21 protein-coding genes are annotated in these 19,497 nt (G+C 61.8%); 7 read left to right on the top strand and 14 right to left on the bottom strand.

All coding sequences use genetic code 11. The annotated features are described in order from the left end of the window. Positions 1 to 28 precede the first annotated feature (28 nt). Positions 29 to 1,126 (bottom strand): ACR3 family arsenite efflux transporter, encoded by a 1,098-nt coding sequence (gene arsB / locus RVAN_RS17695; protein ID WP_013421068.1) that lies wholly within the window; start codon positions 1,124 to 1,126, stop codon positions 29 to 31. 3 nt (positions 1,127 to 1,129) lie between these two features. Beyond that, on the bottom strand, positions 1,130 to 1,837 hold the full coding sequence (locus RVAN_RS20695) for an ArsR/SmtB family transcription factor (RefSeq protein WP_210160445.1): 708 nt from the start codon (positions 1,835 to 1,837) through the stop codon (positions 1,130 to 1,132). Between the two features lie 242 nt (positions 1,838 to 2,079). On the opposite strand from RVAN_RS20695, the gene RVAN_RS17685 reads away from it, so the two are divergent. From RVAN_RS17685 to RVAN_RS17665, 5 genes are all read left to right on the top strand, one after another. Further along, entirely contained in the window at positions 2,080 to 3,591 is a 1,512-nt protein-coding gene (locus RVAN_RS17685; RefSeq protein ID WP_013421066.1) for a phosphomannomutase/phosphoglucomutase, read from the top strand. A gap of 407 nt (positions 3,592 to 3,998) precedes the next feature. Then, positions 3,999 to 4,514 (top strand): hypothetical protein, encoded by a 516-nt coding sequence (locus RVAN_RS17680; RefSeq protein WP_041787845.1) that lies wholly within the window; start codon positions 3,999 to 4,001, stop codon positions 4,512 to 4,514. 233 nt (positions 4,515 to 4,747) lie between these two features. Next, entirely contained in the window at positions 4,748 to 6,100 is a 1,353-nt protein-coding gene (locus RVAN_RS17675) for a glycosyl transferase family protein (RefSeq protein WP_013421064.1), read from the top strand. Between the two features lie 20 nt (positions 6,101 to 6,120). Beyond that, positions 6,121 to 7,269 carry a non-hydrolyzing UDP-N-acetylglucosamine 2-epimerase gene (wecB, locus tag RVAN_RS17670; protein WP_013421063.1) on the top strand — a complete coding sequence of 383 codons (1,149 nt, stop codon included), beginning with the start codon at positions 6,121 to 6,123 and terminating at the stop codon, positions 7,267 to 7,269. Between the two features lie 49 nt (positions 7,270 to 7,318). Further along, complete coding sequence (locus RVAN_RS17665; RefSeq protein WP_013421062.1) at positions 7,319 to 8,431, top strand: HlyD family secretion protein; 1,113 nt, start codon at positions 7,319 to 7,321, stop codon at positions 8,429 to 8,431. Positions 8,432 to 8,479: 48 nt separating this feature from the next. On the opposite strand, the gene RVAN_RS17660 is transcribed toward RVAN_RS17665, so the two are convergent. Further along, complete coding sequence (locus tag RVAN_RS17660) at positions 8,480 to 9,007, bottom strand: TIGR02301 family protein (protein ID WP_013421061.1); 528 nt, start codon at positions 9,005 to 9,007, stop codon at positions 8,480 to 8,482. After that, the gene (locus tag RVAN_RS17655) at positions 9,004 to 9,435 is read right to left on the bottom strand and encodes an NUDIX hydrolase (protein ID WP_013421060.1); all 432 of its coding nucleotides are present in this window, start codon (positions 9,433 to 9,435) and stop codon (positions 9,004 to 9,006) included. The genes RVAN_RS17660 and RVAN_RS17655 overlap by 4 nt, the downstream gene beginning before the upstream one ends. 182 nt (positions 9,436 to 9,617) lie before the next feature. On the opposite strand from RVAN_RS17655, the gene RVAN_RS17650 reads away from it, so the two are divergent. Next, the gene (locus tag RVAN_RS17650) at positions 9,618 to 10,391 is read left to right on the top strand and encodes a glutamine amidotransferase (RefSeq protein WP_013421059.1); all 774 of its coding nucleotides are present in this window, start codon (positions 9,618 to 9,620) and stop codon (positions 10,389 to 10,391) included. Positions 10,392 to 10,621: 230 nt separating this feature from the next. Here the strand turns inward: RVAN_RS17650 and folD are convergent, their stop codons facing one another. The 4 genes from folD to RVAN_RS17630 all read right to left on the bottom strand — a co-directional run bounded on the left by folD (position 10,622) and on the right by RVAN_RS17630 (position 13,923). After that, the gene (gene folD / locus RVAN_RS17645; RefSeq protein ID WP_013421058.1) at positions 10,622 to 11,530 is read right to left on the bottom strand and encodes a bifunctional methylenetetrahydrofolate dehydrogenase/methenyltetrahydrofolate cyclohydrolase FolD; all 909 of its coding nucleotides are present in this window, start codon (positions 11,528 to 11,530) and stop codon (positions 10,622 to 10,624) included. Continuing rightward, positions 11,523 to 11,864, bottom strand: a complete 342-nt coding sequence (locus tag RVAN_RS17640; RefSeq protein ID WP_049779524.1) for a DUF167 domain-containing protein — start codon at positions 11,862 to 11,864, stop codon at positions 11,523 to 11,525. The genes folD and RVAN_RS17640 overlap by 8 nt, the downstream gene beginning before the upstream one ends. A 97-nt stretch (positions 11,865 to 11,961) precedes the next feature. Next, positions 11,962 to 12,243, bottom strand: coding sequence for a YggT family protein (locus tag RVAN_RS17635; RefSeq protein ID WP_013421056.1), 282 nt, complete (start codon positions 12,241 to 12,243; stop codon positions 11,962 to 11,964). Between the two features lie 414 nt (positions 12,244 to 12,657). Continuing rightward, complete coding sequence (locus RVAN_RS17630; RefSeq protein ID WP_013421055.1) at positions 12,658 to 13,923, bottom strand: porin; 1,266 nt, start codon at positions 13,921 to 13,923, stop codon at positions 12,658 to 12,660. A gap of 595 nt (positions 13,924 to 14,518) precedes the next feature. Here RVAN_RS17630 and RVAN_RS17620 point away from each other — a divergent pair. Further along, on the top strand, positions 14,519 to 14,989 hold the full coding sequence (locus RVAN_RS17620) for a hypothetical protein (RefSeq protein ID WP_013421054.1): 471 nt from the start codon (positions 14,519 to 14,521) through the stop codon (positions 14,987 to 14,989). A gap of 38 nt (positions 14,990 to 15,027) precedes the next feature. Here the strand turns inward: RVAN_RS17620 and RVAN_RS17615 are convergent, their stop codons facing one another. From RVAN_RS17615 to RVAN_RS17590, 6 genes are all read right to left on the bottom strand, one after another. Then, positions 15,028 to 15,453, bottom strand: a complete 426-nt coding sequence (locus tag RVAN_RS17615; protein WP_013421053.1) for an EVE domain-containing protein — start codon at positions 15,451 to 15,453, stop codon at positions 15,028 to 15,030. 7 nt (positions 15,454 to 15,460) lie between these two features. After that, the gene (locus tag RVAN_RS17610; RefSeq protein ID WP_081449529.1) at positions 15,461 to 16,192 is read right to left on the bottom strand and encodes a DUF1223 domain-containing protein; all 732 of its coding nucleotides are present in this window, start codon (positions 16,190 to 16,192) and stop codon (positions 15,461 to 15,463) included. 289 nt (positions 16,193 to 16,481) lie between these two features. Beyond that, positions 16,482 to 17,414, bottom strand: coding sequence for a methionyl-tRNA formyltransferase (fmt, locus tag RVAN_RS17605; protein ID WP_013421051.1), 933 nt, complete (start codon positions 17,412 to 17,414; stop codon positions 16,482 to 16,484). 268 nt (positions 17,415 to 17,682) lie between these two features. Beyond that, positions 17,683 to 17,880, bottom strand: coding sequence for a hypothetical protein (locus RVAN_RS17600; protein ID WP_013421050.1), 198 nt, complete (start codon positions 17,878 to 17,880; stop codon positions 17,683 to 17,685). A 445-nt stretch (positions 17,881 to 18,325) separates the two neighbouring features. Then, positions 18,326 to 18,604: a hypothetical protein gene (locus RVAN_RS17595; RefSeq protein ID WP_155942508.1), complete on the bottom strand. Its 279-nt coding sequence runs from the start codon at positions 18,602 to 18,604 to the stop codon at positions 18,326 to 18,328. 366 nt (positions 18,605 to 18,970) lie between these two features. Further along, entirely contained in the window at positions 18,971 to 19,450 is a 480-nt protein-coding gene (locus RVAN_RS17590) for an MmcB family DNA repair protein (protein WP_013421048.1), read from the bottom strand. Positions 19,451 to 19,497: the final 47 nt, after the last annotated feature.

The raw sequence follows: 19,497 nt of genomic DNA, 5'->3' as shown, positions 1-19,497 counted from the left end.
CTCCCGTTGTAGAGTTGGGGGTCACTTCTTACCCACGCGCTTTGGCGAGATGGGTTGCTTCATCTCCTGCGACCGCGTCAGCTTCCACCCGGCGGCGAACTGCGGAGCCGCCCTCGTACCAGCCTTTTGAACTGTTCACGATCTTCACGACCGACAGCATCACAGGCACCTCGATCAGCACGCCCACCACGGTTGCGAGCGCTGCGCCCGAATTGAACCCGAACAAACTGATCGCCGCGGCAACGGCAAGCTCGAAGAAGTTGCTCGCGCCGATAAGCGCGGAAGGCCCCGCAATGTTGTGAGCCTCACCCGCCGCGCGGTTCAGGAGATAGGCGAACCCGGAGTTGAAATAGACCTGAATGAGGATCGGCACGGCCAGCATGGCAATGATGAGCGGCTGCGCGATGATCTGTTCGCCCTGGAACGCAAAGAGAAGAACAAGCGTGGCCAGCAGCGCCACAAGCGACAAGGGCTGCAAGACCCGGAGCACGCGCCCAAGCGAAGCCTCGCCACCGCTCGCCAGGATGCGGTTGCGCAAAACCTGTGCGATCACCACCGGAACCACGATATAGAGCGCGACCGACAACACGAGCGTGTCCCAAGGCACTGTTATCGCGGAAAGGCCGAGCAGCAAGCCGACGATCGGCGCGAACGCCACGATCATGATCACATCGTTGACCGCGACCTGGCTCAGCGTGAAATGCGGCTCGCCTTTGGTTAGGTTGCTCCAGACAAACACCATCGCGGTGCAGGGAGCCGCCGCAAGCAGGATCAGGCCAGCAATGTAGCTGTCGATCTGGTCGGCGGGCAGGTAGGGGCGGAACAGCCACCCGATAAAGACCCAGCCGAGAAGGGCCATCGAGAAGGGCTTCACCGCCCAGTTGATGAAGAGCGTCACGCCGATCCCGCGCCAATGCTCCTTGACCTGACCGAGCGCCGCGAAGTCGATCTTCACGAGCATGGGGATGATCATCAGCCAGATAAGACAGGCCACCGGCAGATTGACGTTGGCGATTTCCGCCGACCCGATGGCCTGAAACACCGTGGGGAAGAAGTGGCCGAGCGCGATGCCAACGGCAATGCACAGCGCGACCCAAAGGGTTAGATATCGCTCGAACGTGGACATGATCTACTCCGGTAACGCCGGAGCGGAGCCGGCCTCGATGGTTTTCAGGAACGCGGCCAGAGGCGAGACCGCCGCCGGGTTGAGCGAGTAGCAGACCCTAGGCCGCGCAATCTCGCCGATGATTATGCCCGCCTCTTTCAAGATCCGCAGGTGCTCAGAGGTCGTGGAGGCGGCAAGGCCGATCTCCTCCACGATGTCGCATCCGATGCAGGTTTGCCGCCGGAGCAGCGTTTCGACGATCTGCACGCGCGCAGGATGTCCGAGCGCTTTTGCAAGGCTCGCGATGCGCTCCTGGCGCGAACCTGGGCCTTGACAATCCGAGCCGACATCCAGCGCGGAGATTTTCCTGGCAACCATTGGTGGAACCTTATTCGGCAATCGACGAAATACGATTAGCCAAAAGATGGCAGCGAAGCAAGAGGACTTTGGCATCACGATTTCGTTCAGGAGCGCGTCTAGTGGTCCGATTCCGACATTTGCATCCGTACGCAGCACCCCGACGCTCATCGGTGAGCTAGGAAACAGACCTCGCGCAAGCGCGCGGCGAGCACGGCGGCGAAACTGATGGCAACGGCTCCGACAACACAATGCGGGAAAGCAGCCATGAAGGTGGACACGGCGGTGACCAGCAGAAGACGTTGCCAGATGCACCACGGTGCCACGCAAAGTGAACAGCATCGCCAGCATATTCGGCGACTTGCGAACGATCATCTCGGCTCACGTCAGGACGGCAGCCGCGGTAGACTTGAATAGAGGGGGCAAAACGGTGCGACACGCCTCGCACAGCTTGTCGCAGCCTAGCGTGTATTTTGAATGCAATTATGGCGCCACGCCTTAGCTGGCGTCAGCGCGCAAGCACGACGCATCTCTCGCGCCCACCCACCGAACGAGCTTGGCAGGCCCATGCAACGCCGTTATGCCAGTGTCAAACCAAAGAAAGACCCGGAGTCGTCATGACAGCCGCAGCATTCCCCAAGCCGCGCACGGACCTCAAGCCTAACACGGCGGAATTCGAGCGTCTTCCGTATGTGAAGCCGACGGGTTTTCGCGAATACGACGCGCGCTGGCTGTTCCCGCAGGAAATCAACCTGATGGGGATGCAGGCGCTCGGCATCGGGCTCGCGACGTTGATGCGCGAGCGGGGCGTGCCGGTGCGCATCGTGACCGGCCACGATTACCGCTCCTATTCGTCGAGCATCAAATACGCGCTCATTTCCGGTATGCTCGCGGGCGGCGCGGAGGTGCACGATATCGGGCTTGCGCTCTCGCCGATGGCCTATTTCGGACAGTTCGCGCTCGAAGTGGAAGGCGTGGCGATGGTCACGGCAAGTCACAACGACAATGGCTGGACCGGCATCAAGCTCGGGATGGCGCGGCCGCTCACCTTCGGCCCCGAAGATATGAGTGAACTCAAGGCGATCGTGCTCGAAGGCCGCTTCGCGCCGCATGAAGGCGGCACATATCGTTTCCACGGCGACATCGCCGCGCGCTATATCGCGGATCTCACCGACCGCGAACCGTTCACGCGCAAGATCAAGGCCGTCGTCGCGTGCGGCAACGGCACGGCTGGCGTTTTCGCGCCTGAGGTGCTGGCGAAGCTCGGCGTCGATGTGATCCCGCTGAACACCGACCTCGACTACAATTTCCCGAACCACAACCCGAACCCGGAATCGCTGAAGATGCTGCACGCGGTGTCGAACGCGGTGCGGCTCTCCGGCGCGGATGTCGGCCTCGCCTTCGACGGCGACGGCGACCGTTGCGGCGTGGTCGACAACGAAGGCACGGAGATTTTCGCCGACAAGGTTGGCGTCATGCTCGCGCGCGATATTTCGGGGCTCCACAAGGACGCGAAATTCGTGGTGGACGTGAAGTCCACCGGCCTGTTCACCACGGACCCGGTGCTCGTCAAGAACGGCGCTCACACCGCCTATTGGAAGACGGGCCACTCCTACATCAAGCGCTACAGCCACCAGACGGGCGCGCTCGTCGGTTTCGAGAAGTCGGGCCACTACTTCTTCAACCCGCCACTTGGGCGCGGCTATGACGACGGCATCGTGTCTGGCGTCGCCATTTGCGACATGCTTTCGCGCAACCCCGGCAAGACCATGGCCGAGTTGCACCGCGAACTGCCGAAGACGTGGCAATCGCCGACCATGTCGCCCCATTGCGACGACGAGAAGAAATATGAGGTGGTCGATCGCGTGATCGCGCATTTCAAGGCGATTGCCGACAAGGGCGGCGAGATCGCGGGCCAGAAGATCCGCGATGTCATCACGGTGAACGGCATCCGCCTCGTGCTCGAAGACGGCACGTGGGGCCTCGTGCGCGCGTCATCGAACAAGCCGGAACTCGTCGTCGTCGTGGAAAGCCCGACCTCGGAGGCCAACATGCGCGCGATCTTCGCCGAGATCGACCAGCATCTCGCCACCTATCCCGAGATCGGCGAATACAATCAGAAGATCTGATCCGAGCGACGACCTGATCCAAACGACGATGCGGTCCGACATCCGCGTCCGTCGTCGCAATTCACGCGCTCTCGACGCCCGTAGAGGGCGCCGAGCTGCCGCTGGCATACAACATATTGTCGCAGGCATTTCACCCCATAAGCGACTGAACAATTAACGAAATTTAATCCATAGCGCTCGCGTTAGCCGCCCTCCCCTCATGGGCCGCAACTTGAGGCCGCAGCACGGCCTTAATTAAACTTTAGCGAAAAGGCCGCCGGTGCCAGCCAAAGCTGAGCCACATAAGCCGGCGAGGGTCTCGTCGCCACTATCCGCGCGGAAAACGCGCATCGGCCTTTGCGAGCATCCTCCGTCAGGACTCCAACAGGTAGGTGAGTATGCGACTGCTCCTCACAGCAGCCATTGTTATGCTTTTCGCAATTCCGGCCAACGCCGCCCATCGGCACCGCCATCACGCCAAGCAACTCGGCACAAGCGAGGCTAGTCTCGGCAGAGGCAGCAGCGGCGGCCTCGTTACAATCACCACGGCAGCGGGTCCGATCCGCGTCGCCGCGCATCTCGCGGGGCGCTTTCAGGCCCTGATCGCCGACTTCGTCTCGCACGGCTACAAGCCGCGCTCCGTGCATTGCCATGCTCACGGCGGGCACGTCCCCAACTCGCGCCACTATTCGGGCGCGGCCTGCGATTTCGACCAACGCGGCTGGGGGCTGACGACCTCCTTCATGTACCGCGCCCGCGCGATCATCGCGAAACACGGCTTCCGCGACGGGTGCAGTTTCAACGACTGCGGACATGTGGATGATGGCGGCTCAGTCCGCTACGCGGCCAGAAAACACCGCAGCCCGGGCGTGCGAAGCGTGAAGGTGCGCGGGCAACGCTACTACGTGCGCTACGCCCGAGACGACGACGATTCCGATAGCTGAGCGATCAATTAACCGCGTCCACACGGCCTTATGGCGCTTCCGGCGATCACATTTCCGGGATGCCATAAGGCCATTCCATCCCTTGCACGTTGTTCTGGCTCAAGAAAATCAGCCCACCCCCATAAATACAATTAGATATATTTACCACTTCTCTATAAACGAATATGGTTACCTCAAGCTCAACACTATGATCCGGCCCATTGATCTAAGTCAAGAGCACGTGGACCGAAAAAATGGACGCTCTCATTCTAACGCTGATGCTATTTATCAGCATTTTAATCAACGTCTCTTCTTTTGATGATGCTTTTGTTGACCTTCTTTCCGTTGGAATAATTCGCGGTAATTTCGGCCCACCAGAAGATCCGTCCCCGGAAAAGCCGACCTCGTCCGCAATCCCCGATATCGGCGTCTTCGTCGCCAACTGGCAGGAGGAAGACGTGCTCGGTCGGATGGTGGAGGGGAACCTCGCCCGCATCCCGATTTCGTCCGTAAAGCTGTATCTCGGCGTCTACCCGAACGATACCGGCACGCTCGCCGTTGCCGAGGCCATGGCGGCCCAATATCCGGACCGCGTGCGGGTCATCGTGAACTCCATGGAGGGGCCGACCTCCAAGGGCCAGATGCTGAACGAGATGTTCCGTCAGGTCTATGCGCGCCCCGGAGCGCCGGAGATGGCCGTCCTGCACGACAGCGAAGACATCATCGATCCCCGCACGTTCGGCGTTTATACGGCCTACGCACGGGAAGGCTACGACTTCATTCAGGTGCCGGTCTTCTCGCTGAACTCCATCAAGCGCTCGAAGGTCGCCGCCACCTACATGGACGAGTTCGCCGAACGCCACACGCGCGAGATGGTGGTGCGGCATGCGGTCGGCGCGATGATCCCGTCGGCGGGCGTCGGCACCTGCATGACACGGCGGCTCCTTGAGCATTTCGTGAGAGAGCGCGGCTTCGTTCTCGCGAATGGCTGCGTCACCGAAGACTATATCCTCGGCGTGGAAGCGAAACGCGCGGGCTTCCGCTCGGCCTTCGCTGCTGTGTCGGCGGATGAATTGCGCGGGCTCGATTTCGTCGCCACGCGCGAATATTTTCCGAAGTCGTTCTCCGCGTCGGTGAAGCAGAAGACGCGCTGGGTTTACGGCATCAATTTCGAGGCGACGCACAAGCTCGGCTGGGGCGGCGACTTCTGGGACAAATACTTCTTCATGCGCGATCGCAAAGGCGCGATCACGAACTTCCTGCCGCCGATCTCTCTCGTCTTCTGGGTTTTGCTTGCCTTCGAAGTCGTCGATATCGAGCAGATGCCGCTGGACCTCGTGCCGATATTTCAGGTGTCGATCTTCCTCAACATGCTCGCGCTGGGACTTCGCTACCTGATGCGCGTCATCTGCTGCCGCGACGTCTACGGCATCAACGATTTCATCGGCGTGGCGGTGCGCTGGCCGGTGTCGCTCACCGTCAACATGCTGGCGGTCTGGCGCGCATGGAAAACCTACGTCGGCGAAAGCGAATACGCCACCAAACCCATCGTCTGGTCGAAGACCGAGCACGAACTCCCCGACGATCTCATGTCGGCGCGCCGATAACACTCAAGGAAAATTTCAGTATGCGTATCCTCCTGGCTTTCGGGACACGTCCCGAAATTATCAAACTCGCGCCCGTTTACCGCGCCTTGCGGGGCCGCCAGATCGACGTCGACGTTCTGTGGACGGGTCAGCACACCGATCTCGCTGCGGGCCTGATCGACTTCTTCGGCATCGACATCGCCTTCAATCACAGCGGGATTGTCGCCGAGGCAGGTCTCGCGGCGAAGGTCGGCATCATGACGAAGCGCATCGAGAGCGTGATCCGCGCCAGTCATTACGACTGGATCGTTGTGCAAGGCGACACCGGCACCGCGCTCGCGGCGGCGCAGAGTGGCTTCCTCAACGCCGTGCCGGTCGCGCATGTCGAAGCCGGGCTTCGCACGGGCGATATGCATTCGCCTTGGCCTGAGGAGTTCAACCGGCGTGTCATCAGCCTCTGTACCGCTCTTCACTTCGCGCCGACGCCGGGTGCCCGGGCGAACCTGCTCGCCGAAGATATCCGCGCGGAAGCCGTGCGCGTGGTGGGAAACACCGTGGTCGATGCCCTTCAATTCGCGCGGGCCAAAGTGGCAAAGGGCTATACCCCCATCAATCCCGCGCTCGCCTCGCTGCCCGATAACAGAAAGATCGTGCTCGCAACGCTCCATCGCCGCGAAAACATCGGCGATCATATGGACGAGGTGCTGCGCGCGCTTCGCGATCTCGCGCATGACGGCGACAAGCTCATCGTGCTGCCCGTGCACCTGAACCCGGAAGTGAGGGCCAGCGTTCTCGCCCTTCTCGGCGACACGGCGAATGTCGTGCTCACCGGCCCGCTGCAATACCCGGACTTCGTGCATCTCCTGACGCGCGCATGGTTGGTGGTGAGCGACTCCGGCGGCATTCAGGAGGAAGCGCCCGCGTTCGGTCTTCCCGTGCTCATCACGCGCGACACGACGGAGCGGCCGGAAGTGGTGGAAGCGGGCTTCGGCCAACTCGTCGGCTGGAATTATGACGCCATCGTTTCGGGCGTCCGCGCGCTGACGGCGGGCGACGCTCCTCAGCGGATCGACGCGCCGAACCCGTTCGGCGACGGCAACAGCGCCGGCAAGATCGCCGCCGCGCTTACGGACAACCGGGCCGCTCAATCGACCATCCGCGCGGCACAGGTCGAGCTTCGCGCATCATGACCAATCACGGTTTCCCATCGGCTCATCGGCACAACAAGGAGGATTTCGCGTGAGCAACAGAACCTTGCACGGCCCCCGGGCGACCTCGTCCGCCCCCGCCGCTGAGCCCGTCCAGCTCAAGGCAAGCGGCGTGAAGTGGTCGCGCCTGCTCAAGTTTCTCTTGCAGGTCGCCTTGATTGCGGGCGCGGCTACGGCCATCGGTCTTTACGTTACCGGCGCAAGCCTGTTCCTGCACGCAAACGGCATCGTGACGCGGGAGCGCATCCGCGTGGCCTCGCCCTTCGAGGCGCGCATCACCGACGTCTACGTCCATCCCGGCGACGCGATCGTCAAGGGGCAGCAGGTCGCCCGCGTCGAGTCCGGCTGGATGCTTCGGACCATGACCGACATCGCCGCCGAGCGCGCGCGCATCTCCACGCGCGTCGCACAGCTCGAAGCGCGCCGCTCTTTCATCGCAGCGACGCTTCCTGTCGCCGAGACGAGTGCAAAACAGGCGAAGCAATTCATGGACGAACTCGACAAGGCGCGAGCGAAGGGCCTCGCCGTCTGGCGGTCCACGCAGGAAATCTCGGCCGCATGGCTCATCGCGCAGGACAAGGCGGCGGGCCTTCGCGCCGAACGCGAATCTCTCGAAACCGAACTCGCGGTGAACAGGTCCGCACTCCTCGACGCCACCAAGGCGCACGACGACCTGAAGCACGCCTATAATGACGGCGTGCTCTTCGCCGCATCGACGGGCATCGTCGGGCCGACGGTCGGCGTTGCCGGACAAGTTCTCACCGGCCAGAACTCGGTCGCGGACATCTATGTCGGGAGCAGTTTCGTGCTGGCCTACCTTCCCGACAGCTATCTGATGGATCTCGACGAAGGCGACCATGTGTGCGTGCGCGCCTATAACCGCACGTTCAACGCGAAGATCGAGAGCATCCTGCCGGTTACGGAGGCGATGCCTGCGGAGTTTCAGATCCCTGTCAAGGTGCGCGACCGTGGACAACTTGTGAAGGTCGAGCTTATCGACCCGACGACCTTCGCCATCGGCCAGAAGATCGATGTGACGGGCTCGGTCACGGGAGATTGCAAGGTCGGCGTCGGAACGATAGCGACGCAGACGATCGCGCGCCTGAAGGGGCTGATGCAGACCGCGGCTGCGAAGGCGATGTAGGTCGACGACGCAAGCCGCCTTCGGGCGGCTCGCTTTATTCTCTGCCGCCTATTTGTCGTTCGTGACAAGCCCGTCGGTGATGGTCGTCGCCTGATCCATGAAGCGCTGGATCGCGACAAGCGCGGGTTGGGTGCAGGTGCGATAGGTGCGAGAGTAGTCGCGATAGCCGCGATTGAAGGCTTCGACGAGCTTCGCCCGCCTCAGCGCGCTCGTCCCCTCCGAACTGACCAGCTCGCGCATATGCTCGCGCCAGACCTGACCTTCATTGCCTCCGCAAAGCTCACGCAAATAATGCAGCGTGCCCAGAATTTCTGCGAGGCGGAATAGCTGTGCGTCGTAGGGGCGGTCGTCGGAGCCCAGTTTGCCCTGCGGCGCGACCTCCTGCTGAAGCTGCGGCGGAGGCGAGGCGGGCTGCTGCCGCTGGGGCGCGCGGCGCTGTTGTTGCGGCGGAGGCTGCTGCGGCTGCAACAGTCTTTCGAAGAACTGCGCCTGCGCGGGCTGCATCGCCGCAAACCCCGTGCAGGCCAGAGCCGCAGCCAATGCAACTCGCAGACATTTCCCTGTCATGTCGATCATGATGAGCCTTTAGAGAGCGCCGCCTTCGCGTTCCCGATCGCAGTCTCAAGCCCCGGCGTGCAGACCAAGCGGACGCGCTGCTCGTCCGTGAAAAAACGCGCCTCGGCCGCATCGCCGCCCGCCGCAAGCACACCCGTCACGTCTTCCGCCGCGAAAACGGCAATCATATAATGTACGGCCACCGCGCCCTCGTCGTCTCGCGCCAACGCGTCGGCAACATCGCCCAAAGTTAGAGCCGAGGCAAGGAACCCGGTTTCCTCGAAGAGTTCACGACCTGCCGCCTCGCGCGCGGTTTCGCCCAGAAGAACCGCGCCACCCGGCAGCGACCACATCCCCGCATAAGGCGCTTTGCCGCGGCGCACGAGAAGCACGGCCGACCCGCGAAAAACCGCTATCGAAACCCCTGCGCGAGGATAGAACGAAGACATTGCGCAATCCCTTTCAACGAAAGCTTTCTTCTTTCTTGCTCGACAGCCGGTGCTCGGGGGTTGAAACCACGGCGCGCAGCCTTTAGGTTGTAGCTTCTCGTAACGGTAATACTCCCGTTATAGCTTTTGTGGCACATGTCTTGAGTATTGCACCGGCATCATGGTTTTGTTGCAAACGACACATGTCTGAACTGCTTTCGTTTACCGGCTCGCCAGCTTCGGCTCAGCGTTCCAAAGAGCCCATTCTCGTGGTCATGCATCGCCGCGAGTCCCAGCCGGGAGCCGTTGGTCAGGTGCTCCGAGCGCACGGACACGCTCTCGACATCAGGCGGCCGCGCTTCGGCGATCCCCTCCCGGCATCTCTCGATGGCTATGCTGGCGCGATCGTGTTCGGCGGCCCGATGAGCGCCAACGACCCCGACGACTATATCCGCCGCGAAATCGACTGGATCGGCGTGCCGCTTTCCGAGGGCAAACCGTTCCTCGGCATATGCCTCGGCGCGCAGATGCTGGCGAAACAGCTCGGCGCGGAGGTTAGGCCGCATCCGGCGGGCCACTTGGAAGCGGGCTGGGAGCCGATCCATCCGCATGACCAGACTTTGGGGCCATGGCCGAGCCACGTCTATCACTGGCATTTCGAGGGCTTTTCGCTCTGCCGGGACTCGGTGCGGTTGGCGGCGGGCGATGTCTTTGAAAATCAGGCGTTCCGCCACGGTCGCAACGCTTTCGGCCTGCAATTTCATCCCGAGATCACGCTTGCGATGATCCATGGTTGGACGGTGCGCGGCGCCGCCAAGCTCGCGCATCCCGGCGCGCAAAAGGCCCATCGCCACGTTGAATCGCACGCCATGCATGGGGCGCGGCTCCGCGCGTGGACAACGCATTTCATGGATGCGTGGCTGAAAAGCGCCGACCGGCGGGACGCCGTGCCCGAAGACCTTCAACGCGCCGCCTGAAACAGCCCGCGCAAGGCGATGCCGCGTAGTTTGGGGCTTTTCCGGCGACATCTCACTTGACGCGACGCGAGACGGCGCTAGTGGTCCGATTCCGACGTTTGCATCCCTTGAAGAACCCTCGCGATCAAATGTCGAAATCGCAAGGACCACTACAATTCTAGTGGAGCTTTTGAATTTGGCATTTGATCGATAGCTCGCAGCAACCGTGACTCAATGGCAAATTCGCTCCACTACACGCCACCCCAGTCCAACCCCGCGCGCAGATACGCCGCCCGGCATGTGTTGACCATGAGATAGGCCACCGTCATCGGCCCGACGCCGCCCGGCACCGGCGTGATCGCGCCCGCCACATGCTTCGCGCTCTCGAAATCGACATCGCCGACGAGCTTCGACTTGCCGTCGAGCGCCGGAACGCGGTTGATGCCGACATCCACCACGATCGCGCCCGGCTTGATCCACTTGCCGGGAATCATGCTTGGGCGGCCCACGGCGGCGACGAGCACATCCGCGCCAGCGATGACGGCTGGCAGGTCGCGCGTCTTCGAGTGCGCGATGGTCACAGTGCAGTTCTCCTGCAACAGCAAATGCGCCATCGGCTTGCCGACGATGTTCGAGCGACCGACCACGACCGCATTCGCGCCCGCGAGGTTCGGCTGCACGCTCTTGATGAGCTTGAGGCAGCCGAGCGGCGTACACGGCACGAAGCCCGGCAGCCCCGCGAACAGCTTGCCCGCGTTCACCACATGAAAACCGTCGACGTCTTTCTCGGGCGAGATGGCCGCAATGGCGTCGTCCGCATCGAGATGCGGCGGCAGGGGAAGCTGCACGAGGATGCCGTCCACCGCAGGATCGGCGTTCAACTGCGCGATGAGAGCAAGCAGGCCCGCGCGGTCGATGTCGGCGGCGGGGCGATGCTCCACGGAATGAAAGCCGAGTTCGCGCGCGAGCTTCAGCTTCGAGCGCACGTAAACCTGGCTCGCCGGGTTCTCGCCGACGAGCACCACGGCAAGCCCCGGCGCGCGCCCGGTCTTCTCCGCGAACGCCGCCGCGAGCTTCGCCGCTTCGGCCTTGATCTCCGCCGCCATGGCGACGCCGTCCAGTATCCTTCCGACGCCGTCCAGTATCTTCGCTTCAACCATCGCGCTCACCTTCTTTCTTCGCTGCCACGTCGAGACATATGGCGATTTTCGCAAGCAGGTCATCGGCTTTGCCCGCGACCGCGACCGTCTTCAGCCGCGACTTCTGCCCCGCCGCCATGGACACGGACGATTTCGGCACGCCGAGCCAACTCGCGACGAGCACCACGAGCGCCGCGTTCGCCTTGCCGTCTTCCGGCGGCGTCGTGACATAGGCCTTCAGCACCGGCTTGCCGTCGAACGCCTCGACGCCCGCAACCCGCGCAGAACTCGCCTTCGGAGTCAGCCGCACATGCAACAACACGCCATCCGGTTTCGCCGTGGCGGGCAAATCCATCGGGCCTGACCCCGTCCGCTCGGGGCGCACGGGCTCAGGCTTTCCTGTTTTCGTTCGTCCTGTTGGCAAAACCGGAACCCACTTTTGCCGGACGAACTTAAAGGATCCACCCGAAGATGACCACGTCGCGCAGGAAGATCAGGCCGAGGATCAGCACCACGGGCGAAAGGTCGAGGCCGCCGAGATTCGGCAACACGTTGCGGATCGGACGCAGCAGCGGCTCCGTCAGGCGATAGAGGCCGTCCGCGATGGTGTAGACCACGCGGTTGCGGCGGTTCACCACGTCGAAGGCGATGAGCCAGCTCATGATGGCGCTGATGATGATCACCCAGATGAAGAGCGAGATCACCATCGCGATGAAACCGAAAAATGCATGCATGTGGCTGTGCCTCCCCCGCAAGCGCAGTGAATTCGACATGTGATTCACCCTCGCTGCGGGCTCTCATATCACAGGTCGAATTCCGCACTGCGCTTAATTCGATAAGTTACTCGTGCTCTTGCGGCGCATGCGTTTGATGACGAGCGCGCGGAGAAGAGAACCAGACGGATGCGCCAGAGCACGAGCTCAATGCTGCTTGTTTAGCTTGATTGGAACGGCAACTTCAAGGGGGTTTGGCCTGAGGCGAATTATCTTGGCGCGGCGGCGATGCGGGCGCGAGGATCGCGCAGGTTGGCGGCGGGTTTCGCGGTCGCCGCTCCGGGGGCAGATGGCCACGCGAGGTTGCGCGTCGCGGGCGGAAATAGAAAAGGCCGCCCGAAGGCGGCCTTTCCGTGAAATCCGGGTTGAACCAGATTAGAACTTCAGCTTCATGCCGGTGACGACCGCATCCCAGTCTTCGAGCTTAACAGCCGCATTCTCGACTTTCACGTCAGCTTCGTAGTGGTGATACTGAGCGTACACTTCGAGGCCAGCGCCATCGAAAGCCTGCGTCGCGCCGAAGCCAAAGCGGGTCACGTCCGACGCCGTGATGTAATCGCCAGAATTTGCCACATACTCGCTGCCGACGCCAGCGTCGTCATAGTTGCCGTATTCGCCGTAGACCGTCGTCGCGCCGTAGTCGAGGAAGCGCTTCGTGATACCGCCCTGGACAAACCAAGCCTGCGAGTCAACATCGCCGAGGGAGGTGTTGTACTTTGTGATCGAAGAAGCAGCACCGTTCACGAAGAGGCCGGTCGGAACATGCAAGATCGAGGCCGAACCGAACACCTTGTCGAACTTAACAGTAGAAGCGACAGCAGCACGCGGATCAGTGTTGTCCTTGTGCTCGCCGTTGTAGTAATAGCCGACGCCAGCAGCGACGCGGAAATCAGAGACTTCCTTCTGGAAGCGCAGCGCGATGTCCCACACGTCGTTTTCACCCCAAGCCGCGCTCAGGATAAAGCCGTACAGGGCGGGCGTGTCGTAGCGGACGAAGTCACCGCGCGACGAGTCGAAGAAGTTGCTGCCGTTAACGATCGTACCCCAAGTGACGTTGCCGCCGCCGCGTACCGTGTAAACGTTATTGAAATACTGCGAGGCGTCGCTCAGGCTACCGCTGAGATTGATGATGCCGAGGTCGTCCGTCGCGGACGAGCCTTGACCGAGCGTTACACGACCGAAGGTCTTGCTTTCGAAAAACGCGTTCGCCTGGCGGATCTTTACCGTTGTGTCTTCGGTCGCCAGATCGTCATTCGCCTGCGTAACGTTCGCCGAGTTGGAGTCATTCACGCCGAGTTCGATAAGGAAGCCAGCCTTGAGGTCGGACGAGATCGTGCCCGTGCCCTTCATGCGGAAGCGCGTGGAAGACTGCTCGTTGTCGACGACGTAAGCGTCGGAGTCTTTGCCGTCATCCCAAGCAACCAAAGCGCGGTTGACCTGGCCGGAAAGCTCCAGCGAAACCTTGCGGTTGCCCTTGCGGACGGTCGTGGCTTCGAGCTCGGCGACGCGCGCTTCGAGGTCGTCAGCACCAAGGTCAGCCGCCTTGGCAGAAGTGGTAGCGAAGGAGAGGCCGCCCATCATGAGGCCAGCAGCCGCGACAAGCGCAAAAGCGCTAGTCTTATTGAAGATTCCCCCAGTCATGCCCATATTCCCTTTTTCAGCGCCAAATTGTTTGCATTGGCCGCTACGCATTTCACTTGTTGCGCGCTGCCATCGGTGAACCCCACGTCCATCTTTTTAGAGGAGCCCGGTGACAATCTACACCAACCTTAGGTTGTATTGGAACCCCTCGAACCTGTTCTTGCCCTGACCGATGCAAATCGGCAACTCTGGCTCTGAGCCGCATTAAGACACTGATATTGCGCGGGAAATGTTGTATCGCGGCGTCACAACGCTCCGTATGCGTCTGCTATGCGCGAAAGCGACGAAGGAATTCGGGAAGGTGTTCAACCGCCACCGCGCGGTTTTTGCCCGGAGCGCACCCCGCAAGCACACGCAGACCGTGCATCGGCCAACATGCACCGCCGATTCTGGGCGCGGCGACGAAGCGCGAGCGGACACAACCCGGACGCCCTGTCACGCATCTTTCCCGGCGGGCGAAACAGATTTATGATGGGTGGCAAGGTTCGATCCAAAGAGAGAGGTTAGACATCGGTCTTCGGTCGGCTCGTTCGGCGCAGCTTCGCCGGAAGGGCGTAGCGCGTTGACAGGCGGCATGCCTGAGAAGGAGAAGGCGATGGGAGGCACCGAAAACAAGTTCGACGCAAACTCTCGGAGCGAAGAGTTCGGCGCCGATCCGGCCGCATCGGGGTTGGCGGGCGCGCCCGATGAACAGCTGTTGGCAACCGCATCCGACGACACAGCGCCGCCGTCGGAACCGACCGACAGGCCGGTTGACCCAGCGGATTCGGAAGCCGCGCGGCGGGAAGATGCGCCCGAAAGAGAGCTAGCTCCGCAAGATTCGGCCCCCGCTCAAGCCACACCTGAGCCGCCAGTCGCTCATCAGGAGCCTTCGTTGGCGGAGGAGGCCGCGACGCGTCAGGGCCCCGTGCCAGACCCCGCAGTGCCCGCGCACGAGCCGCCACCGCCCGGCGCGCCAGACCTTATTCTCGACGAGCGGCTGATGTCCGCCGCCGCGCCATTTCTTTATCTGCTGGCGATCATCCTGCTCGCGGTGGCAGGCTATCTTATCTATTCATTTCTATAGGACTCGGTCGTCGCCACGGATCGCCGTTCCCGTGGCGCTCAGCGCGGGGGCTTGTAGCCACCCATGCGACAGACGATGTCCCACTCTTCGGCGGTGACGGGCTGAACGGAAAGCCGCGAGTATTTCACCAGCGCCATGTCGGCAAGCTGCGGCTCGCCCTTGATTTCGGCAAGCGTGACGGGTTCGGGAAAAGGGGCGACCGCCTCCACATCCACGCAATTCCATCGCCCGGTCGGATCGGTCGAATCCGGGTGGATTTCGTTCAGCACGCGCACCACGCCGACGATGCGCTTTTCGTTGACGGAGTGATAGAAGAAGCCGAGATCGCCCTTTTTCATCGCCCGCATGTTCTTCTGCGCGAGCGCGTTGCGGACGCCGCTCCATTCCTCGCCCTTGCCCCCGGCCTTGAGCTGATCGTCCCAGGAAAACGTCCCGGGTTCCGTCTTGAAAAGCCAGTAAGCCATTGCGCCGTCAGTTTCTGTTGAAGTCTATGTCCACCAATGTTGCGGCAAGTATGGGACCGAGCTTTCCCGTCTGCAAGAACACGACGAGCATGTCGCCGTCTTTCGACAGCGCATCCAACGGCAGCGAATAGGACGCGGGCGCGCCCTGCCAGTCCCCGGCATCCGTCAGGCGGCGCACCACATTTGTGTAAGTGACCATTTGCCCGGCATTATCGCCCGCGCCGATTTTCTCCGACCGAGAGCGAAGCACGGTCGCCACCCAGAGCTTGCCGCTGCGATGGCGCGGCGGAGCGTCGCTGTCACCGACCTCGATGTGAAGGTTCCCGTCTTCCCGGTGGACCGAGAGAGGCACGGATTGGCTCGTGAGCGAGGTGGACGTCGACCTGATCGCGGTTTCGATCGCGGCGAGGTCGCTGCCGACGCAATTGCGCATACCGTTCACAACGGCTAGCGGCGTAAAAACCTCGCCCTTTGTAAGCAACGCGGCGTAATTGCGCTGCCGCTCGCCATATTCCGGGCGGGCGAGCGTGTCCTTCCACCCGAGATAGTCCCAGTAATTCACCGGGAAACTCAGCACCACAATGCCCGGCCGACGCGAGAGTTGTTGCAAGATCCTGTGCGCGGGGGGGCAGAGCGAGCAGCCTTGACTTGAGAATAGCTCGACGACGGAGGTCTTTTCGTTCGCTGGTGCGGCGAGCGTATTGCCGCCTGAGGCGCATGTCACTGCTAGAGCGCCCATCAAGAAGAGTTGGCCAACCGATGCTAAGCGGGTCAAGCGAGCCTCCGAAATCGATGGTCCGGCTTGCACTTTGCGCAAGAAACACCTTCAACTCCCAGTCACGACTCCTTGTTTTTCTTCACGATTCGGCGAGTTGAAGCGCGGAGAAGCTATGCCGCGTCCGCAACAGGATGCGGCAAGCTTCTGAAAATTATTGGTTTTTCCGCTGATAGGGATCAGACTGCGCGCGCGTCGTCGCTCGATAACGGACACGTCCGGCGGGCGGCAACCGACCGCGCACCCCATGGCCTCACTCGAATTGCGTGCCCCTGCCGAGGGGAAAGCCGCGCAGAAACTCGTCGCCGCCGACCGCGCGCTTGCCCGCGCGCTGCACTCTCGTGAGACGCACGGCCTGTGAGCCGCACGCAACCGTCAAATGTCCGTCGAGAAGCTGCCCCGGATCGCCCTTGCCTGGCACCAGAACCGACCGCAACACCTTCACGCGCTCGCACTTGCCGCCAAGCAGCGCCTCGAACCATGCGCCGGGATAAGGCGAAAGCCCGCGGATCTTGTCGTGAACCTCGGGGCCGGGACGCGACCAGTCGATACGCGTCTCGTCCTTCGAGATCTTGGCGGCGTAGGTCACGCCCTCTTCGGGTTGCGGCGTGAAGGCGAGTTCGCCTCGCGGGAGCCGGTCTAGCGCGTTCAGCATCAGCGGCGCGCCCATGAGCGAAAGGTGATCGTGGATTTCGCCCGCCGTGGCATCGGCACCGATGGAAATCCGGTCCGCGAGCGCGATGGGGCCGGTATCGAGGCCCTCCTCCATTTTCATCACCATGACGCCGGTTTCGGCGTCGCCCGCGATGATCGCGCGCTGAATGGGCGCGGCGCCGCGCCATCGCGGCAGGAGCGATGCGTGAAGGTTGAGACAGCCGAGCGGCGGCGCGGCGAGTACCGGCTTCGGCAGGATCAGCCCATAGGCGACGACCACGGCCACGTCAGCGCCCAGCGCCGCGAACTCGGCTTGCGCCTCGGCTTTTTTCAACGATTTAGGCGTGAAGACATGCAACCCGGCTTCTTCAGCGAAAGCGTGGACGGGCGATTTTTTCGGCTCCATGCCGCGCCCGGCCGGTCTCGGCGGCTGCGTGTACACGCCGACGACGTCATGCCCGGCCGCTACGATTTCGCTGAGGGTGGGGACGGAAAAGTCTGGCGTCCCCATGAATACGACGCGCAGAACCATTGGATCGGCGTCTCCCTGTAAGGCTTTTTCGGCTGATCGCGTGCGCGATTTCACGCGCTCGTTACGATCCGTGAAGGGTTGTTAAAGCGCGCGGGGGTTGATTTTGCAAGCCGTAAGCGCGCGGACATCGCGCAAAACGGGTGCCCCTCGAAAACGGGCGGCTGCGGAAACAACCGCCCGACGTGTCACGCGTGAGATGATCTGGAGAGGAGCGTCGGCAGCTGGCGGCCGGGCAATTGAGGCTGGGGTTCTCTAGGGGGTGGGGAAATTACGCGCGGCTGGCTTTGCGCAACGGGAAGCCGATCGGCTGCCTTTCACGGTAGAGCTTGTTTCCCTGCGCATCGAAAAGACCGGTGAAAAGCTCTTTTTCCTGTTCGTGGACCGTGAGCGTCTGACCGCTCCCCTGCTCATAATCGTAAAACCAATCTTCTGACGAATACCAATTCTTCGAGCGGGACTTTTTCATGACGGCACTTCTTACAGGTTGGCTAACACAAACACGGCCCATCGGCGGCACTTACAACGGCGCAAATTTTGCGGGAGCAAGAGCGACCGTCGAGGGCGCGTGACCTTATTGCATCACAAAAACCGCTAATGAGGTTTGACGCAAATCAAATTTGCATATCGCGAGCGGCGTTAGGTTGCCATTAACGGTGACGTTTACCATTAAATACAACGGCTCGGCCTCACGCGAGGCGCTGTTGCCGCGCCCGCCTCTATGCGGCGCGGTGCGGTTCGCTGCGGCCGGGGAGCCAGAGAAAAGCCCCGCGCGCGCGGAAATGTGGACAAATTATATCGTTAAGCCCGCGAAAGCGGGATGCGCGTCGGCGGGCGGCGCAAAAATATCCCGAAGCATTTCCGAGCGCTCGAAAATGCCGCAAGGAAAATCGCCGTTCAAAGGCAGCCGAAAGCTAGACCAGCGCCTTCTCGGGAGCGGACACCATGGGTCGCCGAACTACGACTTCTGGAATTGCCTCGCGTTTGACCAAGCGATCCCTGTGGTTGAGGACGACCATGATCTCCAGAACCTGAGACACGAAATCCTGGTAATTCCAGCCGAGTTCCTGGGATTTGATCCACATGTTTTCCAGGTTCTTCTCGATCGATGTCCTGGTCTTGAAATGTCGCGGCTCATCGCGGCTAACACCCGCTTCAGACGTAGCCGCCGGAAACGCGTATCCCGGGAGCATGTTCTTTCTCATCGCGGCAGCGCTCATAATTCCCCCAACTCCAACTCGTTTTGATTGATGATAATCAGTCGAACTACCTTTTGGCCTTCGATCTCGCGGTAAACAGCGTCTCAACGCATTTGTTCCAAAATAAGCAAATTTTTATGAGCCTACGTAGAAGCAGTTGCGGATTAGCCACATTTCGCGCGGCGGTTGCCAAAATGACCCCACCGTGGTGCCCGGTCCATCGGTCCAACAAAGAGCGCGCGAAGCGGGAAACTCCGCGAGGCTCCCGCGGGTCAGGCCCCCGGGGGAACCGGCAATTAGTGTTGCAGACGGCGCGGTCCATCCGCGCCGTTCCCTTTTGGCGCAACCTCGGCGTTGGGGTCACACGGGAAAAATCGGATCGTCACGGCCGGACAGTCGGCGGGCCGCCAGCAGCGCAAAACGAAGCGTGAGAGATTTGCGGCGGCTCGTGGCAAGCGGCGACACCCCCGGCTCGCGCAGCATCACGGCGTCATACTCGTCCGACACGAGGAGGCCCGCTTCAGGCGGCAGAATGTCCTGAGGAAAGTCTGGGCCGACCGCGAAAAAGAACCGGTCGCACCATTCGAGATAGTCCTGCCATTTGTGATCGGCGCGAAAATCGGGGACGCCGGACTTCACCTCGACGATCCAGATCTCGCCTTTCATTCCGATGGAAAGGATGTCGGCGCGCCGCCCGCTCCTCAACGGGAACTCGGTGAGCGCGCCATGGCCAAGCGCTTCCAGCAGCCGCATCGCCCCGCGCAACGGCCTCGGCGCTGGTCGCGAGAGGGATGGCGAAACGAGGATCGGAGTGGCGGCCGCGCCGCGATCTGATGCCACGATGGACCCACTTCGGAGATGAATTGTTGCTCAGGTCTCCGGTCGAC

The organism is Rhodomicrobium vannielii ATCC 17100 (genome assembly GCF_000166055.1).
GTDB classification, from domain to species: Bacteria; Pseudomonadota; Alphaproteobacteria; order Rhizobiales; family Rhodomicrobiaceae; genus Rhodomicrobium; species Rhodomicrobium vannielii.
This window is presented reverse-complemented; position numbering and strand designations above follow the sequence as displayed.